Here is a 21,223-nt window from a genome sequence, read left to right as displayed (position 1 = left end):
CCTCCTAGAATTGAGTGACTTTTTCGATTGCCTGTACTACACGGTCTGCACTCGGCAGGTAGTGGTCTTCTAAAGCAAACATCGGTACTGGTGTATCAAAACCTGTTACACGTTCAACAGGTGCTTTCATATATAAGAAAGATGTATCGTTAATAAGCGACATGATCGTTTCCCCGAGTCCTCCTGTTCCCGGTGCTTCGTGAACGATAACGGCACGGCCTGTTTTCTGAACGCTCTCTGCGATCATATCCTTATCAAGCGGATAAAGTGTACGAAGATCGATCACATCACACTTGATGCCCTTTTCTTCAGCGGCTTTTGCTGCTTTCGTTACAACATCCATCATCGCACCATATGCAAAAATTGAAACGTCACTTCCTTCGTGCAGACGGGCTGCTTTTCCAAGCGGTACATTGTACTTCCCTTCAGGTACATCCATCTTCGTGCTTCTATAACAGCGCATCGGCTCAAGGAATAAAACCGGATCTGGATCTTCAATCGCAGAAATCAGCATTCCTTTTGCATCATACGGATTAGATGGAACAACAACTTTCATTCCAGGCATTCCTGTAAAAAGTGCTTCAACTGAGTCTGAATGGATTTCAGGGGCACGCACTCCTGCTCCAAAAGGTGCACGAATAACCATTGGCACTGTAAAAGCACCTAGCGTTCTTGCGCGAATTCTTGATGCATGTGTCATGATCTGGTTAAAAGCCGGATAGATGAAGCCTAAAAACTGCATCTCAGCAATCGGTTTAAACCCGTTCATCGCAAGTCCGATAGACGTACCAATGATTCCTGACTCAGCAAGTGGGGTATCGATTACTCTTTTATCCCCAAACTCTCCAACAAGTCCGTCAGTGGCACGGAATACGCCGCCATTTTGCCCGACATCTTCTCCAAGAACGATCACGTTCTCTTGTTCCTTCATCATGACTCTCATGCCATCTGTCACAGCTTGAACCATCGTTAATTTTTTTGTATCAACTGCAGTCGTCATTAGCGATCACCTCTTGAATGTGCATATGCTTCTTTTTGGCTTTCAATCGGCCAAGGGTTCTCAGCAAACACATGATCAAATACATCGTTATAATGTGGTGCATCTGTCTCTTCCATTTCTTTTACTGCTGCTTCAATTTCAGCTGTTAAAGACTCCTGTAGGTCTCCAGCCCACTTCTCATCCCACATGTTTTCGTTCTTCATAAAACGTTCTAGTCTAAGAATAGGGTCTGTTTTTTCGCGTCTAGTTGCAGACTCGTTCTGGTCTCTGTATTTAGATGGGTCATCTGCTGTTGTATGTGCGCCGTAACGCCACGTTACTGCTTCGATCAGTGTCGGTCCTTCGCCCTTTCTTGCACGCTCAACCGCTGTACGTGTGTGGAAGTAAACAGCGAACACATCATTACCATCCAATCGGACTCCTTCCATCTCATAAGCAACTGCTTTTTGAGCGATTGTTTTACTTTTCATCTGCTTTTCAATTGGAACTGAAATGGCGAATCCGTTGTTTTGGTTAAAGAAAACAACAGGAGCATTGAACACACTCGCAAAGTTTAAACCCTCATGAAAATCTCCCTCAGATGTAGCACCATCTCCAAAATAAACGATGGATGCACGGTCCGTTCCTTTTAACTTCTCAGCCCATGCAGCACCTGTCGCATGAAGAAGCTGTGATGCAATTGGTACTGCCGGTGGAAAGATGTTCTTCCCTTCAGGCGGAATACATCCTTCTTGACGCCCTTTCCAATAAAGAAATAGCGTTTTTAATGAATGGCCAAATGTCATTGTTGCAGCATGGTCTCGATAAGTCGGGAACATCCAGTCGCCTTCCCCCATCGCCAAAGCACTACCGATTTGAGAAGCTTCCTGACCTTCAAATGGCACGTACGTACCAATTCTTCCTTGACGCTGAAGGTTAACACCTTTACGGTCAAACAAACGTGAACGAAGCATTTTTGTATAAAGTTCTTTTGTAAGTTCTTCTGTTATCTCGCTGCGGTATGTTTCGTCGTTCCATTCACCGTTTTCATTAATAATCTGCAATTTCGGAAATTGCTTTTCCATGAATGAATCCCTCCCTAGTTTCGAACCTGCCATTTTGGTCTTCTGTTATGAGCAAAAAAGCTGTTGCGTTTTGATCGTGCAGCTAATTTTTCTTCACAAAAACGGTTGGCTGCTTCCATAGTCGAAATGCTGTTTTTCGTACTTTCACTGTAAATCTGGATTAAGCTGTCATAGATTGCTCTTGTTTTTGTCAGCACACGTGCTTTGTTTGGTCCATATAATTCATCAGCAACCTGAATCAATCCGCCTGCGTTAACGATATAATCCGGGCCGTAAAGAATGCCTTTTTGCTGCAGATATAAACCGTGTTTATCTTCAAGGAGCTGATTGTTCGCACTTCCTACAATCGCTTTAACCTTCAGCTGTTCAATCGTTTCATCATGGATGATCCCGCCTAATGCGCACGGTATAAAGATATCTGCGTCCACACCATAGATGTCACTGCCTTCAACCACTTCCACATTACCCGGCAGCATTTCAGCTCTTTCCTGGATCTGCTTAAGCGCTCTTTCGTTGATATCTGTAACATAAATCTGTGCACCAGCTGCCAAAAGCTGCTCTGCTACCTTAAAGCCAACTTTACCTAAGCCTTGGATGGAATATGATCTTCCCGCTAGTTCATCCGTACCTTCTAATGTCTGAATCGTAGCCTGCAGACCATAGATGACACCCTGCGCAGTAGGAACTGAAGAGTCGCCGCTTCCGCCGTACTCTTCAGGAACCCCAACAATGCAGTTCGTTTCTTTTGAAGCATGAACAAAGTCATCAGGTGTTGTTCCCATGTCTGTCCCCGTAAAAAAACGTCCGTTTAATGAATCGACGAACTGGCCGAAAGCACGGAAAAGCTCCGGAGAGCGGTCAGTTGTAGGGTCACCGATAATAACTGATTTTCCTCCTCCAAAATCCACATCTGCTCCTGCACATTTGTACGTCATGCCCTTTGAAAGACGAAGGACGTCTTCAAGTGCTTCATCAACTGATGCGTAAGGTCTCATTCTGCATCCGCCAAGAGCTGGTCCAAGGGTTGTATTATGTATTGCGATAATCGCCTTAAGACCTGTGGATGGATCATTACAAAATACGACTTGCTCGTGCTGTGAAATTTTTTCAAACATGCTGAATCCCCCTAGTATGTCTATTTCGCTTTGATTCTTCTTTGCTTTGCTGCTTTAAAGTGAAAGCGCTTTCATTTTTGATTAAAAAAATATTAAGCGTTCATTTCTTTAATTTTTTGTGAGATCGCTGCTCTTGGCAGGATATATTGAGTGACTTCACCTTCACCTGCAAGTGCTTTTCCGTTATGAACGGTAACATCACATATAACTGCTTTACCTTTTAATTCGCGCAATGTCGCTGTGACAATAAGTTCTGCGCCTTCAGGGGTCGGAGCCATATGTTTTGCAGCTACGCCTCCGCCAATGCCTTCTTCATGATCTTCAAGATATGGCAATATGATCTGTCTTGCTGCCCATTCCATATGGTAGACCATACTGACCGTCGAATATGCCGGATGGACCAGCTTACCTTCAAATTGAGCAAACATGTCGGGTGTCACTGTAGCTGTAATGGTGGCTTTTTGACCAACCTCCATACCTGGTTTCATGCATACACCTCATATCTTTCATCTAATTTATATAACGTTTTCTTAACGTTATCATATCATTTTGTGTGATAGTCGGTCAATGAATCGCCAGAATAGTTCCATTTGTAAGAAATGTGAAAAATATGCAAAAATAGTGGTGGAGGTGTAATTATTATGAAAGATTGTTTATTTTGCAACCCGATGAGTTTTCCTGAACAAAAAATAGTTTATGAGAATGAAAGCTGTTTTTTTATTCAAAGTCCAAGGGCACAGGATATTTTGGAAGGTGCGGGCTTAATCATTCCAAAAGCACATACCGAAACAGTATTTGATCTAAGCGAAAAAGAATGGCTGGATACATATGACCTGATGCAAAAAGCGAAGAAATTGCTGGATGAAACTTACGGTCCTGAGGGTTACAGCACTGGATGGAACGTAAAGCCTGTCGGCGGTCAAAGCATTCCGCATGCCCACTTTCATATTATCCCTCGTTTTGCAGATGAACCGTTTGCCGGCAAAGGAATCCGGGCGTGGATCAAATCGGAAGCGAATCGAAGGCCAGGAAGGCAGATTGAGGCTGAAGTGAAGTAGAAACATAGAAGGCCGACTAAAAAGTATAATAGTTGGCCTTCTCCTGTGTTTGTGGGATGATTTTACGGTACGTGTTCTTTTATTTATTACACGTTCGCTCAAAAACGGCAGGTTTTCGCTCGAACACTACTTCTTTTCGCTCAAGAATCCCCCGTTTTGCTCAGGATTCCTCCGTTTCGCTCAAGAACACCTCTGTTTCGCTCAATCCTGTTAGTTTCGCATATTTTTCGGATGGTTTAAGCTAACTTGCTCCAAAATCTCCATCACTCTCGCGTGGTCTTTCGGTGAATCATCCTTGTGCTGCCACAATACTTCTCCATCACGCGAAAACAGCCACGAACTTCCCTGAACGTTTACATCCTGATTTTTAACAGCGCTAAAGAAAAGCTCTCTTTTCTTCTCTTCCTTTGGAATGATGTCGCTTATTTTAGCTTTTCCGCTTAAAATCCCAGCACCGACATACATCAAACTCCTCAATGTAGTGAATCGGTGGTTTCCCATCTCACGGTACACATTCAGTTCAGGATCGCCGTAAATCTCAAAAGGAAATGGACCATGAACGTTTAAAAACTTTTCAATCTGTTCACGATCAGCTGGAGAAACAATGACTAGCTTTACTGAACGAGCTTCAAAAGTATCGTATGACTTGCGCAACTGCGCAAGAAAATGCTGACATAACGGTCAGCCAAGGTGTCTGACTAAAGCAACGAGCGTCTTATCCTCACCAAGCAAATCACGCAGAACAACAGCCTCTGAACTTTCAATTGAAACTATTTTTTGATTCAAGTCCATCGAAAAAGTCTCCCTTTTATACGTTCGGATAATCCTGCGAAAGAGGATGCAGCATGATTTCATCAACAACCATATGCTTTGGTGCGCTTGCCATGTACGCAACTGCCTCAGCAATATCAGTCACCTTCAGCCAGTCTTCTTTAAAATCAAGGCCAGGTTCACTGTCAGCAAAATACGTATCGATTGCCCCAGGATTTACCGTACCTACTCGTACGCCAAACTCTCGAAGCTCTTGAGCAAGCGACCCAGAGAAGCCTTGAATAGCATATTTTGTAGCCGTGTATACGGAACCGTTTGAGATCGTTCTGCGCCCAACATCGGAAGAAATTGTGATAATCGTTCCTTCTTTGCGCTCTTTCATGTGTGGAACAACAGCTGTACTACATAAGAATACACCTTGTACGTTCACCTCAAACATTTTTTGGAAATCAGCTAAAGAGTGTTCTTCAGCCAATTTAAACTGGCCGACACCAGCATTGTTTACCAAAATATCAACTTGTCCAAAGTAATCAAACGTTTGTTTAAAAAGATTTGCAACGTCTGTTTCGTTTGAAACATCCGCTTTTACTGCCAAAACATCAAAACCTTTATTTTTTAACTCATCAGCCGTTTTAAATATGCCATCAGATGAACCGACGACCGTTAATTTCGCACCGAGAGTTCCTAATTTTTCAGCGATTGCTTTACCGCACCCACGGGAAGCTCCTGTTACTAGTGCTACTTTATCTTCAAGTGTCATACGAACCTTCCTTTCACATTCTTTATTTCTCTGCTCTATTAAAACACAAAAAAGACGCAGAACCAAATATGGTCTGCGTCTTAGGGAATTAACCTGTAATCATTTTAAATACGCCAAGTGTGTTCAAGAAAACGATAAAAATAATAATTGGCACAATGTAACGCACAAGCATCAGCCATAGAGCGAATCCTTTCACTGTTACAGATGATCCTGCTCTGAACTCTTGCACTAATAGATCTTTTGGATATCTATAACCTACAAATAAGGCGATAAATAGAGCACCTAGCGGAAGAAGGATATTACTAACCAGGAAGTCTAATAGATCAAAGATCGTTTTGCCGAAAAGTGTTACATCTGAAAGGACACCCATAGAAAGTGCTGATGGGATACCTGCAGCAAAAATCAGCAAGCCGATAATCCAAGACCATTTTGCACGGTTCGTTAACGTACCTTTAGTGATAGATGCAACAATGATTTCAAGCATGGAGAACGCTGAAGTTAATGTTGCAAATAAGAAAAGAGCTAAGAAAATAATAAAGAAAAATTGACCAAAGACGATTTGATCAAATACAGCCGGAAGAACTACGAATAATAGTCCTGGTCCTTCAGCTGGCTCAAGCCCTAATGAGAATACACCAGGGAAGATTGCCAATCCGGCAAGCAATGAAATAAGTATATTAAGTAAAACAATCGTTGTTGCAGATTTCGTTAAGCTTTCATTCTTACCTAGATAAGAGCTGTACGTAACCATTACAGAAATACCTACACTTAACGAGAAGAAAGACTGACCGAGCGCGAATAGAATATCATCTCCGCCGATCTCTGAGAAATCAGGAAGTAAGAAGAACTTAACACCTTCCATTGCATTGTCCAATGTTAATGAACGAACGATCAATACAATAAACAAAACAAAAAGTGCAGGCATCATGATCTGGTTTGCTTTTTCGATACCATTCTTAATACCGCGGCTAACAACAAGGATTGTAATGATCATAAAGATAAACTGTGAAATCAGAACCGGCCAAGGGCTTGAGATCGACTCCCCAAACATTGCTCCAAAATCATTTTTGAAGAAATCACCCGAAAAACTCTTGCCTAGATAAAGTACGATCCATCCGCCGATTACACTATAAAAGGATAATAGAATAAATGCAGTTACTACACCCATTTTTCCAAGCCAAGGCCAAGCTGATCCTGGCGCTAATGCACGGTAAGCCGAAACAGCTTCTTTCTGTGAACCACGGCCGATTACAAATTCAGCCATTAAAAGCGGAAAACCTACTAAAAAAGTAAACAATAAAAAGATAAGGAAAAAGGCTCCTCCACCGCTTGTTCCAACGACGTAAGGGAACTTCCAAATAGCTCCGAGTCCAATTGCGGATCCTGCTGCTGCTAAAATAAAGGCTAACTTCGACGTCCACTGATCTTGCTGATTCATTATCTAAACTTCCCCCTCTAATACATTTATAACTAGCTTATATTAAACGTTTGTTTAACAATCTAACTGTTTCTTTCGCTTCTTGCATCATCGTTTCGAGCAGTTCTTTTACCGATGGAATATCGGATATTGCACCAGCAATCTGCCCGCTGTTAATAAAACCGTTCTCTAAATCTCCTTTTACTGCCCCTAAAATATGACGGTCTTCTGTTGTTTGTTCAAGAAACTCTTCGGGTGTAACACCGTTTTTTTCAAGCTGAATCAGCTTTTGGGCATAAGGTGTATCGTAAATTCTTCTAATTTTCCCTACTGAACGGCCGACGATCATGGTTTTCGTATCATCCGCTTCAAGAAGAGATGTTTTATAAGCCTCGTGGAACGGAGCTTCTTTTGTAGCAATAAAACGTGTACCCATTTGCACCCCCTGAGCACCAAGGGCAAATGCTGCCGCCAGTCCGCTCCCATCCGCGATTCCTCCGGCAGCGATAACAGGAATGGAAACACTCCGGGAAACTTGCGGAAGCAAGACCATCGTTGTTGTTTCATACGGCGAGTTTAAACCTGCCGCTTCATACCCTTCTGCCACCAGCAGATCAGCCCCGGCTGCTTCTGCTTTTTTAGCATGATAGACAGAGGCGATAACCGTAATCACCTTAATTCCGTGCTCTTTTAATTTCGGTATGTAAGGCGCCGGGTTGCCCGCTGACAGGGAAACAACTTGAACGTTATGCTTGATTACAAGTTTAAGAATCTCATTTACATTTGATGCAACGGTTAAAGGTACATTAACAGCAAATGGGCGGTCTGTCATCCCTTTTGTTGCAATTACCAGATTTTCTACCTCAGCAGGTGACATGGTACCGGCACCGATTGTTCCTAATCCGCCGGCGTTCGAGATAGCAGCGGCAAGCTCAGCGTTACTTACGTTTCCCATTCCCCCTTGGATAATAGGAAACTCGATGTTTAGCTTTTCGCAAACCGGATTCAAATTTTTCACCTCCCTTTTAATCCTTTGCTATACTGAACCTATCAACCTATTTTCTAGGGAGGCTCATATGAAATACTCATTTAACGGAAAAACTCCAGAAGTTCATGAAAGCGCTTTTATCGCACCGGGTGCCCATATTATTGGTGACGTCACAATCGGTGAAGGTTCAAGCGTCTGGTTTAACAGCGTCCTTCGCGGCGATGAAGGTCCCATCTCAATCGGTAAAAAAACAAACGTTCAAGACAACTGCACTCTTCACCTCTATGAAGGATACCCGCTTATCCTTGAGGACGAAGTTTCAATCGGCCATAACGTCATTCTTCATGGCTGTACGATAAAAAAAGGCGCACTTGTCGGCATGGGCTCAACGATTCTGGATGGCGTTGAGATCGGCGAACAAGCTTTTATCGGTGCAAACACATTGATTCCTCCAGGTAAAAAAATCCCGCCACGAGTTATGGTCATGGGTTCACCCGGCAAAGTGATCCGGGAACTGAACGATGAAGACTTGAAGCTACTGCGGCTCACCATCGATACGTATTACGAAAAAGGTAAGCAGTTCGCCGCCGAACTAAAAAAGTAAGGAACAAGCACTTTCGTTTATAGAAGCGAAAGTGCTTTTCACTTAAACATTGTCGCTACTAGAAGTGGTTGAAGGTACTCGCTTTCCGCGGGGTGTGCGGTAAGCCTCCTCGGCGCTTTGCGCCCATAGGAGTCTCACCTGTCCCGCTGATCCCGCAGGAGTCTCGCACCTTGCACTCCAATCAACTATTCAGCGATGAACTTAAAAGCATCCAAAAGTAACAATCTTTAAGAAAACAGCCTTTGGAAAAGAACTACTAAGACCGGTTCTCCTGAATGAGCGGATGATTCAGCGCATCAAATTTCGAATTCTTTTTTAGGGCATTTCCATCTGAATAGATGCTTTCAAAGAAACGGCTTGCCGGTCCAGCGAGTGCACGGTAATAATCACTGAACAATGATGCTGCGTGATCACCAAGCCATTCTGCAGGCAGCAGCTCCTGAGGCAAACCTGGATCGATAAAAAGGAACTTGCGGTATTCGTGGACCAGCTTCGTCCGTTCCACAAAGCATTCCCCGTCCGTCATTTCGCCCTTTTCGATCTTATTCTTATCGATTACATACTTTTGTGAATAAGTAACGATGAACTCATTGTACTTTGTATTTATATCGTTTAAATCCCAGCATTCTGAAACAAGTTTTTCGTTCTCGTTCGGACCGTTATAAACAGCCGTAAAGGAATGAACATAGTCTTCAATCGCATACTTATCAATCATTAGCTGAATTTGCTCGGATGACTGGTGAGGCGAGATCCAAAAACTGTTTGCCAGGAGCCCGAACCCGCTCCAGACAAGTTCTTTTCGCAATTCATCACGTATGCTTCTCTTCTCTTCTGGAATGGTATAAGTAAACATCAGCCATTCCCCGTTCCATGGTTCCTGCTGCACTTTGAAGATCCTTTTCGCAGCCTCATCCATACGCTTTTTACCGCGTTCGGTTAAATAATAATAACTTTTGTTTCCTTGCTTTCTAGCCGCGATCCAGCCTTGTTTGTTCATTCTCGATATCGCTGCCCTTACAGCTTGTTCATTATGGCCAAACTCTTCTAAAAGACGGATCAGGCTGCCGATCCAAATTTCGCTCCCATAATGACGGATATAATCCCCATAAAGGGTAAAAATCATGGAACGCGTGTTTAAACTGTTTTGCATTGTATCTAACCTCATTTGTACCTGTAATTGTCTGTACAATCCTACCAGAACAATAGAAGCGAAAACAAGTTACTCTCCTTTAAATACAGGTGGTCTTTTTTCTCCAAAAGCGACGAGCGCTTCCATACGGTCTTTTGTCGGGATCGTCACTTCGTATGCTTTCGCTTCGATAGCAAGTCCTGTCTGCAGATCTACTTCGGTTCCGTGTTTGATCGCATATTTTGCTTGCTGGACAGCGACAGGTCCATTCTTCATGATAAGCGCCGCATAGTTCTCACAGACAGCCATCAGTTCTTCTCTGGATGTTACTTGGTTTAAGATACCATACGAGAATGCCTCTTCGGCCATCATCTTTTTCGCTGTTAAAATTAGTTCCATCGCTTTCGCCTGACCGATCAATCTTGGCAAGCGCTGTGTTCCGCCAGCTCCGGGAATGATCGCCCAGCTAAGTTCGGTTAGCCCCATAGATGCTTCTCTTAAAGAGACGCGCAGATCACAAGCTAATGCAAGTTCAAAACCGCCGCCAAACGCATGACCATTAATCGCACAAATGGTAGGCTGAGGCAAAGCTTCTACAGCAGAAAACACGTCACGAATCTTTCGTACGTTGCGGCGCACTTCTGATTCCGTCAGCGTACGGCGCTCTTTTAAATCAGCACCGGCACTAAAGGCCTTTTCTCCTGCTCCTGTAAAAATAACAACTCGGACATCATTGTTGTGGTGAATGTCTTCAACCGTTTCTTCAAGTTCTTTTAATGTTGCATAGTTAAAACAGTTAAGCACTTCAGGTCGATTCAATGTCACATAAGCAATGTAATCTTTTACTTCATATAAAATGGCACTCATCGGATAACCCTCCTACTCATTGATTGCTTCAATTACTGAAGCGATTCCCTGACCTACACCAATACACATTGTAGCAAGACCATAGCGTGACCCTTGCTTTTTCATTTCATGGATTAAAGTCGTTAATATTCTCGCACCACTTGCCCCAAGTGGATGACCGAATGCAATAGCACCGCCGTTTACGTTTACTTTTTCTGAGTCGAGTCCAAGCTCGTTCATGCAAGCCAACGATTGTGAGGCAAATGCTTCATTCAATTCGATTAAGTCCAGATCACTTACAGATAAGCCTGCACGTTTTAATGCTTTACGTGTTGCTTCAATCGGACCAACACCCATGATCGCAGGCTCTAATCCTGCAACACCTGAAGAAATATATCTCGCTAAGGGTTTTATGCCTAGCTCATCTGCTTTTTCGCGGCTCATTAACAAAAGTGCTGATGCTCCGTCATTAACGCCAGAAGCGTTTCCTGCTGTTACTGTTCCATCTTTAAACAATGGTTTAAGTGTACCGAGCTTTTCAAGAGAGGTTTCAGGACGCGGATGTTCATCATTTGTGATCCATGTTTCATTTCCTTTTTTGTCAACTAATCTCACAGGTACGATCTCTTCTTTAAATCGGTTTAGTTCCATCGCTCTTTTAGCTTTTTGCTGAGAACTATATGCGAACTGATCTTGAGCTACTCTTGAGATCTCATATTTCTTCGCAACATTCTCAGCCGTTTCAGGCATAGAATCTGTACCGTATTTTTCATGCATAAGTGGATTTACAAAGCGCCAGCCGATCGTAGTATCGAACATCTTCATATCACCTCGCGGATATTCTACCTCAGGCTTACCCATTACAAGAGGGGCACGCGTCATACTCTCTGTTCCGCCAGCGATGAAGACGTCGCCTTCACCTGCCATGATAGCACGTGCTGCATAAATGACTGCATCCATGCCAGATCCACACAGGCGGTTGATCGTTGTTCCACCAACTTCAACCGGCAGACCTGCTAAAAGTGCAGACATCCGCGCTACGTTACGATTGTCTTCTCCAGCTCCGTTCGCGTTACCGAAAATGACCTCTTCAATTTCTGATTGAGGCAATGATGCGTTTCTTTCTAGAAGAGCTGAAATAACGGCTGCTCCAAGATCATCCGGTCTTACAGATTTTAGAGACCCTTTATAGCGGCCGATTGGCGTTCTGACAGCGTCAACAATAACGACTTCTTTCATTACTTCTTCACCCCGCTGCCTTCATTGGTGTAATCATAAACCCCTTTGCCTGATTTGCGTCCGAGTCTTCCTGCTTTCACATACTTTACAAGAAGCGGAGCCGGACGGTATTTTTCCCCTAATGTTTTATGAAGGTAGTTCAAGTTGTTTAAACGCGTATCGAGCCCTACTAAGTCTCCGAGCTCGAATGGACCCATCGGGAAGTTCAAGCCTAGTTTAATCGCTTTATCGATATCTTCGGGTGTTCCGACACCCTCTTGCAGCATGTAGAAGGCTTCGTTCCCGATCATGGCAGAGATACGGCTCGTTACAAAACCAGGAAACTCGTTTACCGTTACCGTTTCTTTGCCCATTTTTACAGCTGCTTCTTTTGCAAGTTCAACCGTTTCATCGTCCGTTTCATGGCCGCGCACGATCTCTACAAGAGGCATTCTATGAACTGGATTAAAGAAATGCATGGCAATTACTTTTTCAGGACGCTTCGTAAATGATCCGATTTCCGTCGGGCTCATTGTCGACGTGTTTGTAGCAAGCACACAATGACTTGGTGCTGAATGGTCTAATTCTTCAAAAACAGCACGCTTAATCTCTATATTTTCTGGAACAGCTTCAATGACAAGGTCTGCACCGCTGGCAGCTGCTGTTAGATGCACAGTATAAGAAAGTCTTTCTTGTGCTGCACTTGCATCCTCTTGTGACAGTTTTCCACGAGATACCGCTTTTGAAAAAATAGAATCGATCTCTTTCTTTGCGTTGGCCAGCTGATCTTGCTTTACATCAACAAGCTGAACATCAAATCCGCCAACCGCACAAACGTAGGCAATCCCTCTTCCCATTACACCAGATCCGATGACTACTGCATTTTGCAACATGGTTTCTCCTGCCTTTCTTTTAAACAAGTGTTTAACGTTTTTGATTATACTTTGTTGCATTGAAAGAGGTTAATTTCCGCTGCAGGACTCGCTTTCCGCAGGGTGTGCATTCGCCGCTTTGCGTCATTGAATGGTCTCTCCTGCCCCACTCATCCTGCAGGAGTCTCGCCCTTCCGCTCCAATTAACTGTTCAAAGTAGATTTTAAAGAATCTCTTCGTAGCAACATTTTTTTAGAAAACAGCCTTGTATAAAAAGCGAGCACATCGGCCCGCTTTTGTTTTTTTATGTCTTTTTAAAGGCTTTTAGGACCTTGTTGCTTCATTGACAAGTTGATTGAAGTGCAAGGTGCGAGACTCCTCGAAAATGAAAATCACATTTTCTTCGTGCGATGTAACGCCGCCGAAGCCTTCCTTGTCCTGCGGGACGAGCGGTCAGGTGGAGACTCCTAAGGGCGCAAAGCGGCAGGAGGCTCACCGCACGCCCCGCGGAAAGCGAGCATCCTGAAACGGAAATCATCTACTCCCATGAGCAACAAAGCTTAAACTATAAGTTTTACAGATTAAAAGGATTCAACGGACGAGATCCTGTATAGGAAACGACACTCTTTGTTTCTGTATAAAGGTCAAGCGTTTCAATACAAAGCTCGCGTCCGAATCCAGATTGCTTGTAGCCACCGAACGGTGTACCTGGGAAAGCGGAGAACGGAGAGTTGATCATGATCGTTCCTGCCTGAATCATGCCAGCCACACGCGTTGCTTTTGCATGATCCTTTGTCCAGATCGCAGCAGCCAAACCGAAGTCTGTATTATTTGCTAACCGAACCGCTTCTTTTTCGTCCTTAAATGTGGATACAACGACAACCGGTCCAAAGATTTCTTCCTTAACGACCTTCATGTCTTCGTTTACATCCGTAATGATCGTCGGCAAGTACCAGTGACCATTTTCAAAGCCATCTACTTTAGCACGTCCGCCGCCTAAAGCAATCGTTGCGCCTTCTTCTTCAGCAGATTTCACATAGCTGTCGATCACTTGAAGTTGACGCTCAGAGATGATCGCACCTACATGTGTTCCTTGATCAAGAGGGTTGCCAAGAACAAGTCTCTTCGCCTTCTCAACAAACTTTTCCATAAACGCATCGTAAACACTTTCCTGAATGTAAAGACGAGAACGTGCTTCACAAGATTGACCAGTGTTATAGAAAATACCGAATAAAGAACCATCTACTGCAGCATCAATGTCTGTATCTTCAAAAACAAGGTTAGGAGATTTGCCGCCAAGCTCAAGTGTTACACGTTTAAGCGTCTGTGAAGCTTTCGCCATGATATCTTTACCAGTTCCTGTTTCACCAGTAAATGCCACTTTATCAACACCTTCGTGCTCTGCTAAATAAGCACCCACTGTTGAACCGTCGCCAGTAATGATGTTAACAACACCCTCCGGAACACCGGCTTCGTGGCAGATCTCTGTCATAACAATCGCTGTTAATGGCGTTAAGCTCGCAGGTTTTAAGATTACAGAGCATCCTGTTGCGATAGCCGGAGCGATCTTCCATGCTGCCATCATCATCGGATAGTTCCAAGGAATGATCTGTGCACAAACACCAAGCGGCTCTTTCAGTGTATAGTTCATGAACGGCCCTGGCATCGGGTTCACAGCACCGCGGTGGCTGACGATTGCACCTGCATAGAACTCAAAATCTTCGATCGCCTGCATCACTTGTCCTTGTGCTGCGCTTAACGATTTACCGCTGTTCAGGATTTCAAGCTCCACAATCTCGTTGAAACGAGAACGCATGATGCTCGCAATTTTATTCATTGTACGTGAACGCTTATTAACAGGAGAGCGCTTCCATTTTCCTGTTTCAAATGCTGTTCTAGCCGCTTCAACGGCACGGTCCACATCTGCTTTAGTCGCTTTTGCTACTTTAGCTAACGGTTCGCCAGTCGCAGGGTTGTAAGTAACAAAATACTCCCCTTCAGATCCACCGGTGCTTTGTCCTCCAATTACCATATCGTATTGATCACGCTTTACTGCCTTTACTTCTGTATTTGCTGTACTCATACTCTCCACTCCCTTTTCTATGATGTCTATTTTCCTGTGAATGCCGGTTTTCTCTTTTCTAAAAATGCTGCAAGACCTTCCTGGTGGTCAACTGACTCTCCAGCAATCTTTTGAGCTTGCGCTTCATACTCGAGAACTTCGTTCAGATCGCTTTCCCAGCTTTTATTCATATAGCGTTTAATGAGTCCAATCGCTTTTGTAGGCATGTGTGAAAGCTTTTCAGCGAACGTTTCCACCTCAAGCATGAACTCTTCTTCGCTGACTGTTTTCGTTACGAGACCAAATTCTTTTGCTTGCTGTGCAGTGATTTTTTCGCCAAGCACTGCGAGCTCCATTGCTTTTGCGTGTCCGACTATTCGAGGCAAGAAGTAGAGATTGCCTGAATCAGGAACTAAACCAACATGGATGAACGCTTCAATAAAACTAGCTTTCTCGCTCGCAATCCTGAAGTCACAAGCTAATGCCAGGCTCATACCGGCACCGGCTGCTACACCGTTAACTGCTGCAATTACGGGCTTTTCCATTGCAACAAGCGCCTGCACCATCGGGTTGTATCCTTTGCGCAGAACTTCACCATAATCCGTATCTGTCGTTGAACCAGAAAGATCCTGTCCCGAACAGAAAGCACGCCCAGCCCCTGTAATGACAACAGCTCTTACATTGCTGTCCTTGTTTGCTTCTTTAATCGCAGCGACCATCTCTTTATGCATAAGTGAAGTAAACGCATTTAGTTTATCCGGACGGTTCAGTGTAATCCATGCTGTCTTTCCTCTTGTTTCATAGCTAATCGTTTCAAACATGGTTTTCCCCCCTACTTCCCTTTAAACTCTGCAGGACGTTTTTCAACAAAAGCTTTCATGCCTTCTTTCTGATCCTGTGACGAGAATAATAGGTAAAAGTTTTTTCGTTCAAACTGCATGCCTTCGTATGTTGAATAATCGATAGATTTATAGACGGTTTCTTTAATTAAACGGACCGATAACGGCGCTCTGGATGCAACAAGTTTGGCATACTTTTTTGCTTCTTCTAAAACAAGCTCAGGTGCAACAACACGGTTGATCACACCATATCCCAAAGCTTCATCCGCTGTCATCGGATCTCCCAGCCAGAGCCATTCCAGGGCTTTTTTCTGTCCCATAAGCTTCGTTAACTTCACAGTCCCGCCAGCACCCGGCATGACGCCTAGCTTTATCTCCGGGAACCCGAATTGCGCGTTTTCAGCTGCAAAAAGGATGTCTGCACATAAGGCAAGCTCAAAACCTCCGCCAAAACAGTAGCCGTTAACAGCACCGATAATCGGCTTTTTTATTGTTGCCAGACGGTCCCATTCTTTAAACTGATTTAATAGTTCAAGAGAAACACTATCGTCTTCTTTCATTTCATCAATGTCGGCACCAGCGGCAAATGCTCGGCTGTTACCTGTTAAAACAATTGCTTTCACCTCATCATTACGGTCAAATCCTTCAAAAGCATCTAAAAGCTCCGTAACCATCGGCCGGTTGATCGCGTTAAGAACACGAGGCCTGTTTAATTGAATTAAGGCAATCCCATCTTCAACTGAGGTTAGAATTGTTTCATAATTACTCATTGATTTCCTCACCGATCATGAGCGTTACAAGTTCAGCTGCAAAGCTCATCAAGTCTTTTCCAGAAGCTTTTCCTTCGTCAGATTTCATCGCTGCTTTTAAAGCATCATGGTCGTCATAGTACATTTCACAAAGGATGTGATAGTCGCTTCTCCCCATTGGAGAACCAACAATCTTAGTCACTTCCATTTTGCGAAGTCCAGGGATCTTCTTTGTGATTTCTGTATGATGTCCAAAATAGTGCTCGTCGAACTGTTCTATGTTTTCCGGTGTTTTGTAAAGTGCGATTAATTTTACCATGTGTGTTTCCTCCCTATTTTTAAACTCATATTTTTCGTCTACCCCATATCAGCAACAGGTTTCATTGCTTCAAAAGGGTTCTTGCAGGACTTGCAATACAGGATGCTTCGGCATGCTGTAGGCCCAAAGATGTTTTCCATCGTAACATAGGTTGACCCGCAGTACGGACAGTCTATCTCCCAAGGCTCGCCCATCACGTGGTTTGCCGGAGGCGGAGAAATTCCGAACTCTTTTAATCTCTCACGTCCTTCAGGTGTGATCCGGTCTGTCGTCCATGAGGGTGTAAATACAAAATTCACTTCAGCCGATTCAATTCCTTCTACTGATTCTAATGCTTTTTTAATGTCTCTTTCGATAATGTGCAAGGCAGGACAGCCGGAAAAGGTAGGCAGAACAGAAACTTTTGCTTTTCCATCGGTCACTTCTACTTCGTGTATCATCCCAAGGTCTAATATGCTGACGGAGGCGATTTCAGGATCTTTAACATCCCCAAGCGCGTCCATTACGGTATCGGTCATGCTGTTTTTTATTTCGGACACGTGGTTCATCTCCTTTCTTATCGTCTTACCAGCCAGTTGCAGGGTTTGTAGCATACACTTCTGAAAGTGTTGAAAGTGCTTGTTTCAAATCGTCAGTATGGACACCGTTGCGTCCGTTTCCTCTTTCCATTCGAGGCTCGCCAGGATAGCCCGCTCCAACTTCCTTTAGCACGGCTTCCATCTTGTTCGTCCACCGCTTTTTCATAACCGCTTCATCATCGATGAGGTTAGCTTTAACGATTTCTGCATATGAAGGACCAAGTGTAAGAACTCCTCCGAAATCTTTCCAAACCTTTTCAATGGCTGCGTTCATGCGCTGGATTGCCTCATCGGTACTCGTCATCAGCTGCTTAAACCATATTTCCCAGTGCATGAGGTGATAATATTGCTCTGTCATGATTTTTCTTGCGGCCTCAGCTAATGGCCCATAAGAAGAATGACGAAGCGAATCTAAGCGAATTTGCTTGTGCACCGCATAAAAGTAATTGCGGACAACGGCAAAAGCCCAGTCATATTCAGGTTCTTTCAAATAAGTTCCCGGCCCGTTCACTTCTTCTAAAATGATGGCATTACGGAATTGGTCAGGGGAGCGAAGGTGAGCAAGTCTGTCCGCTTCCCCTTCTCCCAAGTCTTCTAAAAGATGGTAGTAAAGGTTCGCATGACCCATCATGTCCTGGCTTATTGATGAAAAAGCAACGTCTTCTTCAATATGCGGTGCTAGCCCCAGCCATTCTGAACCACGGAACGAGAGAATAAAATCATCATCTCCCATCTGGTAGAGGAGCTCGATCAATGCAGCTTTCTCTTGTGGCTTTAACGTTTCCTGTGTCATTAATTGTCTCCCCTTCCGCCTAGGATGTGCTGTTCTGTAAACTGCTCCTGGTTGTAGTCACGCCATTTTTTCTTTAGATACCCGTATCCTTTTGTCTCTCTGTACTCCTTATCAAGCCTCTTGAGCATCTCTCTTTCATCCTGGTTCAATCCGCGGATGTTCTCTCTTTTCACAACCCATATGTCAGCAACCGTCTCTCTTCTGAAAAAGTTTTCTTTTGCCATGATCAGTGCCATATCTGCGTTAGGCGCGAGCAGGCTGAAGCTGTGCTGGAACGGTGATTTATCTGTCTTTTTACTGAATACTTCATATACGTTGTAAAATTCATTTTTCGGTTCGTTCACGTTGGTTGTCTCTCCCTTCCGCTGTTAGATCGCTTTTTTAGCAGCCAATGCCTCACGTACCCACTCGTTATTTTTGTACGAACGGCGGCGAAGATCTAAACGATTCTGAGATTGTGGTCCGTTTCCGGAAACGATCTGCTTAAACTTGCTCCAGTCAGCATCCATATAGATCCACATTTTGCTTTCTTCATCAAAACGAATCGTGTCATCCGGAATCGTCAGTCCGAGCGACCAAATACGCGGAATGTATTTAGTGAAGAATTCTTGTCTTAGATCTTCATTCGTTTTTGTACGGATTTTGTACATGATGTTCTTATCCGCATTAGAGTTACCTGTTTCTTTTGCCGATTTCGGTCCAAAGAACATGATAAGAGACTCCCACCAGCGGTTAAGGGCATCCTGCAGCATCTGGCGCTGTTCAGGCGTTCCTTCTGCCATCGCTAAAATAATACTCTCTCCATGCTGCGCGTGGAATACTTCTTCTGCACAAATACGCTTCAGCGCACGCGCGTATGGACCATAAGAAGAATCAAGCATCATACTCTGGGAAATGATTGCTGCTCCATCCACGAGCCATGCAATGATTCCAGCGTCTCCCCATGTTGGTGCATCCATATGGAAAACGTTGTGAAATTTCAGTTTTCCTGAAAAAAGATCCTCCATGATGTCGTGGCGTGTCTTTCCAAGCGGTGCCATCAGGTCTTCTGCAACACGAAGCAGCAATTGGCCGTGGCCCATTTCGTCCTGCACCTTGGCCATGATTGCCAATTTCCGGTGTAAAGACGGAGCTTTTGGCACCCACTCTTTCTCTGGAAGCGCTCCCATAATTTCTGAAATTCCATGCATAGAAATCAAACGGATCAGCTGCAGACGGTAATCATCAGGCATCCAGTCATCTGGTTCAATCTTTTCACCAGCATTGATACGGTCTAAAAAATGCTGCATTTTTTCTTCTTCACTAAGTTGATTAAAGCTAACACCAACTGTCATGCTATTCTCCTCCTGTTGTATTACGTTTTATTACCGTAATTATAAAATATCGTCATGCTTTTAAACAATGGTTATACACCCATTTTTTTCTGAGCATGCCTTACAACTCTGATTGCCTTTCCTTCAGAACGCGGTATAACTTTTGGCGGAAACACTTTGATCTTCATCGTTACAAGGCAAGTGTCTTTGATTTTTTTTGAAATGGTTTGTTTTAGCAGCTCGGTCGCTGAGTGTGCTTCATCACCTTTCGTTAGAGCATAAAGCTTCTCACTCATCTCGACATGAAGCTCGATGTGCTCTCTGAATCCTTCTGTCTGTATATGGATCTGATAATGTGGAACGATTTCCTCAACGGAAAGCAGGCAGTTCTCGATCTCAGAAGGGAATACATTAACCCCTCTGACAATAATCATGTCGTCGATTCGCCCCTTAACCCTGCTCATTCGGACAGATGTTCTTCCGCAGGTGCATGGAGTGCGGTCAAGAGAAGCAATATCACCCGTACGGTAACGGATAATCGGAAAAGCTTCCTTCGTTAAACTCGTAAATACAAGCTCGCCATATTCTCCGTCCGGCATTGGTTCAAGCGTATCTGGATTAATAATTTCAGCTATAAAGTGGTCATCCATAATATGCAATCCGTTCTGTGCTTCGTGACATTCCATCGCCACACCAGGTCCCATAACCTCACTGAGACCGTAAATATCCATAGCCTTAATCCCTAGCTTTTCTTCTAGTGTCGCACGCATTTCTTCAGACCAAGGTTCCGCACCAAAAATGCCGTACTGAAGGGAAGTAGCTCTTGGGTCCTTTCCGAGATCCTCCATCTTTTCAGCAATTGTTAAGATATAAGATGGAGTTCCGCAGATGACTTGCGGTTTAAAGTCTTCAATCAGTAAAATCTGCCGCTCCGTGTTACCTCCTGATACAGGAACCGTAACCATTCCAAGACGTTCTGATCCGTTATGGAGACCAAGTCCGCCTGTAAAAAGCCCGTATCCATAGGCGTTATGAAGTACGTTTCCTGGCTCACCACCCGCAATGGCAATCGACCGTGCTACAATATCACTCCATCTTTCTATGTCACCTTCTGTATAACCGACAACTGTGGGCTTTCCGCTTGTTCCAGAGGATGCGTGAAGACGGACCAAATGATCTTGAGGAACTGCAAAAAGACCGAATGGATAGTGATCTCGAAGGTCTTTTTTTACGGTAAAAGGCAGTTTTTTCAGGTCTTCTAGTTTTTCAATAGATGATGGGTGTATCTCTCTTTCGTCAAAGGCATTTTTGTAAAAAGATACATTCTCGTAAACTGCATGTACCGTCTGTTTTAAACGATGAAGCTGCAGCTCTTCTTTCTCTTCACCATTCATGCATTCCACTTTAGGATGAAGAATCATTCGTTGTTCATCTCCTTTCGCGATATGTAAGCGATTACATTTTATTAAGAAAACTTGGCTGACCTTTTTTGTCAGCCTTACTTGCCCTTATACTATGAACTTAAAATTGATACTTCTTCGATTGTCACCTTGTTAATAAGTCATTTTACATAGCGGAATAAAAAATATGACGTTTTTATAGCGTTATTAGATAATAGTGTAATGTAATTTGACTTAAGCTTATCATTTATATTAATTTTCTGTCAAATGAAAATAAGTGCTTAAGTGCCTTGTTTTAAAGTCTATTCGTGAAGACTTATAAATTTTT

At 43.7% G+C, this 21,223-nt stretch carries 22 protein-coding genes and 1 pseudogene; 2 read left to right on the top strand and 21 right to left on the bottom strand.

From position 1 onward, the window contains the following. Nucleotides 1-4 precede the first annotated feature (4 nt). The 4 genes from M3196_RS14790 to M3196_RS14775 form a co-directional block, all read right to left on the bottom strand. Nucleotides 5-1,000, bottom strand: coding sequence for an alpha-ketoacid dehydrogenase subunit beta (locus M3196_RS14790; protein WP_251323082.1), 996 nt, complete (start codon nt 998-1,000; stop codon nt 5-7). Then, nucleotides 1,000-2,064, bottom strand: a complete 1,065-nt coding sequence (gene pdhA / locus M3196_RS14785) for a pyruvate dehydrogenase (acetyl-transferring) E1 component subunit alpha (RefSeq protein ID WP_251323081.1) — start codon at nt 2,062-2,064, stop codon at nt 1,000-1,002. Before pdhA ends, M3196_RS14790 begins: the two co-directional genes overlap by 1 nt. A 14-nt stretch (nt 2,065-2,078) precedes the next feature. After that, nucleotides 2,079-3,179, bottom strand: a complete 1,101-nt coding sequence (locus M3196_RS14780) for a Leu/Phe/Val dehydrogenase (protein ID WP_251323080.1) — start codon at nt 3,177-3,179, stop codon at nt 2,079-2,081. Between the two features lie 92 nt (nt 3,180-3,271). After that, nucleotides 3,272-3,667: a thioesterase family protein gene (locus M3196_RS14775; RefSeq protein ID WP_251323079.1), complete on the bottom strand. Its 396-nt coding sequence runs from the start codon at nt 3,665-3,667 to the stop codon at nt 3,272-3,274. Between the two features lie 153 nt (nt 3,668-3,820). Here M3196_RS14775 and M3196_RS14770 point away from each other — a divergent pair, with 153 nt between their 5' ends. Next, nucleotides 3,821-4,237 carry an HIT family protein gene (locus M3196_RS14770; RefSeq protein WP_251323078.1) on the top strand — a complete coding sequence of 139 codons (417 nt, stop codon included), beginning with the start codon at nt 3,821-3,823 and terminating at the stop codon, nt 4,235-4,237. A 210-nt stretch (nt 4,238-4,447) separates the two neighbouring features. On the opposite strand, the pseudogene M3196_RS14765 reads toward M3196_RS14770, so the two are convergent. From M3196_RS14765 to M3196_RS14750, 4 genes and pseudogenes are all read right to left on the bottom strand, one after another. Next, nucleotides 4,448-4,906, bottom strand: a pseudogene (locus tag M3196_RS14765) (peroxiredoxin-like family protein); the annotation flags it as partial. A 139-nt stretch (nt 4,907-5,045) separates the two neighbouring features. Next, on the bottom strand, nt 5,046-5,768 hold the full coding sequence (locus tag M3196_RS14760; RefSeq protein ID WP_251323076.1) for an SDR family oxidoreductase: 723 nt from the start codon (nt 5,766-5,768) through the stop codon (nt 5,046-5,048). Between the two features lie 88 nt (nt 5,769-5,856). After that, nucleotides 5,857-7,206: a sodium-dependent transporter gene (locus M3196_RS14755; RefSeq protein WP_251323075.1), complete on the bottom strand. Its 1,350-nt coding sequence runs from the start codon at nt 7,204-7,206 to the stop codon at nt 5,857-5,859. Nucleotides 7,207-7,243: 37 nt separating this feature from the next. Then, nucleotides 7,244-8,215, bottom strand: a complete 972-nt coding sequence (locus tag M3196_RS14750) for an NAD(P)H-dependent flavin oxidoreductase (RefSeq protein WP_338082955.1) — start codon at nt 8,213-8,215, stop codon at nt 7,244-7,246. Nucleotides 8,216-8,261: 46 nt separating this feature from the next. Between M3196_RS14750 and M3196_RS14745 the strand changes: the two genes are divergently transcribed. Further along, on the top strand, nt 8,262-8,777 hold the full coding sequence (locus tag M3196_RS14745) for a gamma carbonic anhydrase family protein (RefSeq protein ID WP_251323073.1): 516 nt from the start codon (nt 8,262-8,264) through the stop codon (nt 8,775-8,777). 256 nt (nt 8,778-9,033) lie between these two features. On the opposite strand, the gene paaX is transcribed toward M3196_RS14745, so the two are convergent. From paaX to M3196_RS14680, 13 genes are all read right to left on the bottom strand, one after another. Next, on the bottom strand, nt 9,034-9,927 hold the full coding sequence (gene paaX / locus M3196_RS14740; protein WP_251323072.1) for a phenylacetic acid degradation operon negative regulatory protein PaaX: 894 nt from the start codon (nt 9,925-9,927) through the stop codon (nt 9,034-9,036). Nucleotides 9,928-9,996: 69 nt separating this feature from the next. Continuing rightward, nucleotides 9,997-10,773, bottom strand: coding sequence for an enoyl-CoA hydratase-related protein (locus tag M3196_RS14735; RefSeq protein ID WP_251323071.1), 777 nt, complete (start codon nt 10,771-10,773; stop codon nt 9,997-9,999). A 12-nt stretch (nt 10,774-10,785) separates the two neighbouring features. Then, complete coding sequence (locus tag M3196_RS14730; RefSeq protein ID WP_251323070.1) at nt 10,786-11,991, bottom strand: acetyl-CoA C-acyltransferase; 1,206 nt, start codon at nt 11,989-11,991, stop codon at nt 10,786-10,788. Further along, nucleotides 11,991-12,863: a 3-hydroxyacyl-CoA dehydrogenase gene (locus M3196_RS14725; protein WP_251323069.1), complete on the bottom strand. Its 873-nt coding sequence runs from the start codon at nt 12,861-12,863 to the stop codon at nt 11,991-11,993. Before M3196_RS14725 ends, M3196_RS14730 begins: the two co-directional genes overlap by 1 nt. A 553-nt stretch (nt 12,864-13,416) precedes the next feature. Further along, on the bottom strand, nt 13,417-14,925 hold the full coding sequence (locus M3196_RS14720) for an aldehyde dehydrogenase family protein (protein ID WP_251323068.1): 1,509 nt from the start codon (nt 14,923-14,925) through the stop codon (nt 13,417-13,419). Nucleotides 14,926-14,951: 26 nt separating this feature from the next. After that, complete coding sequence (locus M3196_RS14715) at nt 14,952-15,725, bottom strand: enoyl-CoA hydratase-related protein (RefSeq protein WP_251323067.1); 774 nt, start codon at nt 15,723-15,725, stop codon at nt 14,952-14,954. 11 nt (nt 15,726-15,736) lie between these two features. Beyond that, entirely contained in the window at nt 15,737-16,513 is a 777-nt protein-coding gene (locus tag M3196_RS14710) for an enoyl-CoA hydratase/isomerase family protein (protein WP_251323066.1), read from the bottom strand. Continuing rightward, complete coding sequence (locus M3196_RS14705) at nt 16,506-16,811, bottom strand: EthD family reductase (RefSeq protein ID WP_251323065.1); 306 nt, start codon at nt 16,809-16,811, stop codon at nt 16,506-16,508. Before M3196_RS14705 ends, M3196_RS14710 begins: the two co-directional genes overlap by 8 nt. A gap of 38 nt (nt 16,812-16,849) precedes the next feature. Then, complete coding sequence (paaD, locus tag M3196_RS14700; RefSeq protein WP_425311007.1) at nt 16,850-17,359, bottom strand: 1,2-phenylacetyl-CoA epoxidase subunit PaaD; 510 nt, start codon at nt 17,357-17,359, stop codon at nt 16,850-16,852. 16 nt (nt 17,360-17,375) lie between these two features. Beyond that, the gene (paaC, locus tag M3196_RS14695; RefSeq protein ID WP_251323064.1) at nt 17,376-18,182 is read right to left on the bottom strand and encodes a 1,2-phenylacetyl-CoA epoxidase subunit PaaC; all 807 of its coding nucleotides are present in this window, start codon (nt 18,180-18,182) and stop codon (nt 17,376-17,378) included. Then, nucleotides 18,182-18,526, bottom strand: coding sequence for a 1,2-phenylacetyl-CoA epoxidase subunit PaaB (paaB, locus tag M3196_RS14690; RefSeq protein ID WP_077363378.1), 345 nt, complete (start codon nt 18,524-18,526; stop codon nt 18,182-18,184). The genes paaC and paaB overlap by 1 nt, the downstream gene beginning before the upstream one ends. A 24-nt stretch (nt 18,527-18,550) precedes the next feature. Further along, entirely contained in the window at nt 18,551-19,516 is a 966-nt protein-coding gene (gene paaA, locus M3196_RS14685) for a 1,2-phenylacetyl-CoA epoxidase subunit PaaA (protein WP_251323063.1), read from the bottom strand. A gap of 71 nt (nt 19,517-19,587) precedes the next feature. Further along, on the bottom strand, nt 19,588-20,916 hold the full coding sequence (locus M3196_RS14680) for a phenylacetate--CoA ligase family protein (RefSeq protein WP_251323062.1): 1,329 nt from the start codon (nt 20,914-20,916) through the stop codon (nt 19,588-19,590). Nucleotides 20,917-21,223 lie beyond the last annotated feature (307 nt).

The organism is Fictibacillus nanhaiensis, assembly GCF_023715445.1.
Lineage (GTDB): Bacteria > Bacillota > Bacilli > Bacillales > Fictibacillaceae > Fictibacillus > Fictibacillus nanhaiensis_D.
The sequence above is the reverse complement of the archived record's forward strand: the minus strand, read 5'-3'. Positions and strand labels throughout refer to the sequence as shown.

What these genes read in the sequence shown, in the direction of transcription:
- M3196_RS14790 (WP_251323082.1), bottom strand. Translation starts at nt 1,000, where the DNA reads ATGACGACTGCAGTTGATACAAAAAAATTAACGATGGTTCAAGCTGTG.
- pdhA (WP_251323081.1), bottom strand. Translation starts at nt 2,064, where the DNA reads ATGGAAAAGCAATTTCCGAAATTGCAGATTATTAATGAAAACGGTGAA.
- M3196_RS14780 (WP_251323080.1), bottom strand. Translation starts at nt 3,179, where the DNA reads ATGTTTGAAAAAATTTCACAGCACGAGCAAGTCGTATTTTGTAATGAT.
- M3196_RS14775 (WP_251323079.1), bottom strand. Translation starts at nt 3,667, where the DNA reads ATGAAACCAGGTATGGAGGTTGGTCAAAAAGCCACCATTACAGCTACA.
- M3196_RS14770 (WP_251323078.1), top strand. Translation starts at nt 3,821, where the DNA reads ATGAAAGATTGTTTATTTTGCAACCCGATGAGTTTTCCTGAACAAAAA.
- M3196_RS14760 (WP_251323076.1), bottom strand. Translation starts at nt 5,768, where the DNA reads ATGACACTTGAAGATAAAGTAGCACTAGTAACAGGAGCTTCCCGTGGG.
- M3196_RS14755 (WP_251323075.1), bottom strand. Translation starts at nt 7,206, where the DNA reads ATGAATCAGCAAGATCAGTGGACGTCGAAGTTAGCCTTTATTTTAGCA.
- M3196_RS14745 (WP_251323073.1), top strand. Translation starts at nt 8,262, where the DNA reads ATGAAATACTCATTTAACGGAAAAACTCCAGAAGTTCATGAAAGCGCT.
- paaX (WP_251323072.1), bottom strand. Translation starts at nt 9,927, where the DNA reads ATGCAAAACAGTTTAAACACGCGTTCCATGATTTTTACCCTTTATGGG.
- M3196_RS14735 (WP_251323071.1), bottom strand. Translation starts at nt 10,773, where the DNA reads ATGAGTGCCATTTTATATGAAGTAAAAGATTACATTGCTTATGTGACA.
- M3196_RS14730 (WP_251323070.1), bottom strand. Translation starts at nt 11,991, where the DNA reads ATGAAAGAAGTCGTTATTGTTGACGCTGTCAGAACGCCAATCGGCCGC.
- M3196_RS14725 (WP_251323069.1), bottom strand. Translation starts at nt 12,863, where the DNA reads ATGTTGCAAAATGCAGTAGTCATCGGATCTGGTGTAATGGGAAGAGGG.
- M3196_RS14720 (WP_251323068.1), bottom strand. Translation starts at nt 14,925, where the DNA reads ATGAGTACAGCAAATACAGAAGTAAAGGCAGTAAAGCGTGATCAATAC.
- M3196_RS14715 (WP_251323067.1), bottom strand. Translation starts at nt 15,725, where the DNA reads ATGTTTGAAACGATTAGCTATGAAACAAGAGGAAAGACAGCATGGATT.
- M3196_RS14710 (WP_251323066.1), bottom strand. Translation starts at nt 16,513, where the DNA reads ATGAGTAATTATGAAACAATTCTAACCTCAGTTGAAGATGGGATTGCC.
- M3196_RS14705 (WP_251323065.1), bottom strand. Translation starts at nt 16,811, where the DNA reads ATGGTAAAATTAATCGCACTTTACAAAACACCGGAAAACATAGAACAG.
- paaD (WP_425311007.1), bottom strand. Translation starts at nt 17,359, where the DNA reads ATGAACCACGTGTCCGAAATAAAAAACAGCATGACCGATACCGTAATG.
- paaC (WP_251323064.1), bottom strand. Translation starts at nt 18,182, where the DNA reads ATGACACAGGAAACGTTAAAGCCACAAGAGAAAGCTGCATTGATCGAG.
- paaA (WP_251323063.1), bottom strand. Translation starts at nt 19,516, where the DNA reads ATGACAGTTGGTGTTAGCTTTAATCAACTTAGTGAAGAAGAAAAAATG.
- M3196_RS14680 (WP_251323062.1), bottom strand. Translation starts at nt 20,916, where the DNA reads ATGATTCTTCATCCTAAAGTGGAATGCATGAATGGTGAAGAGAAAGAA.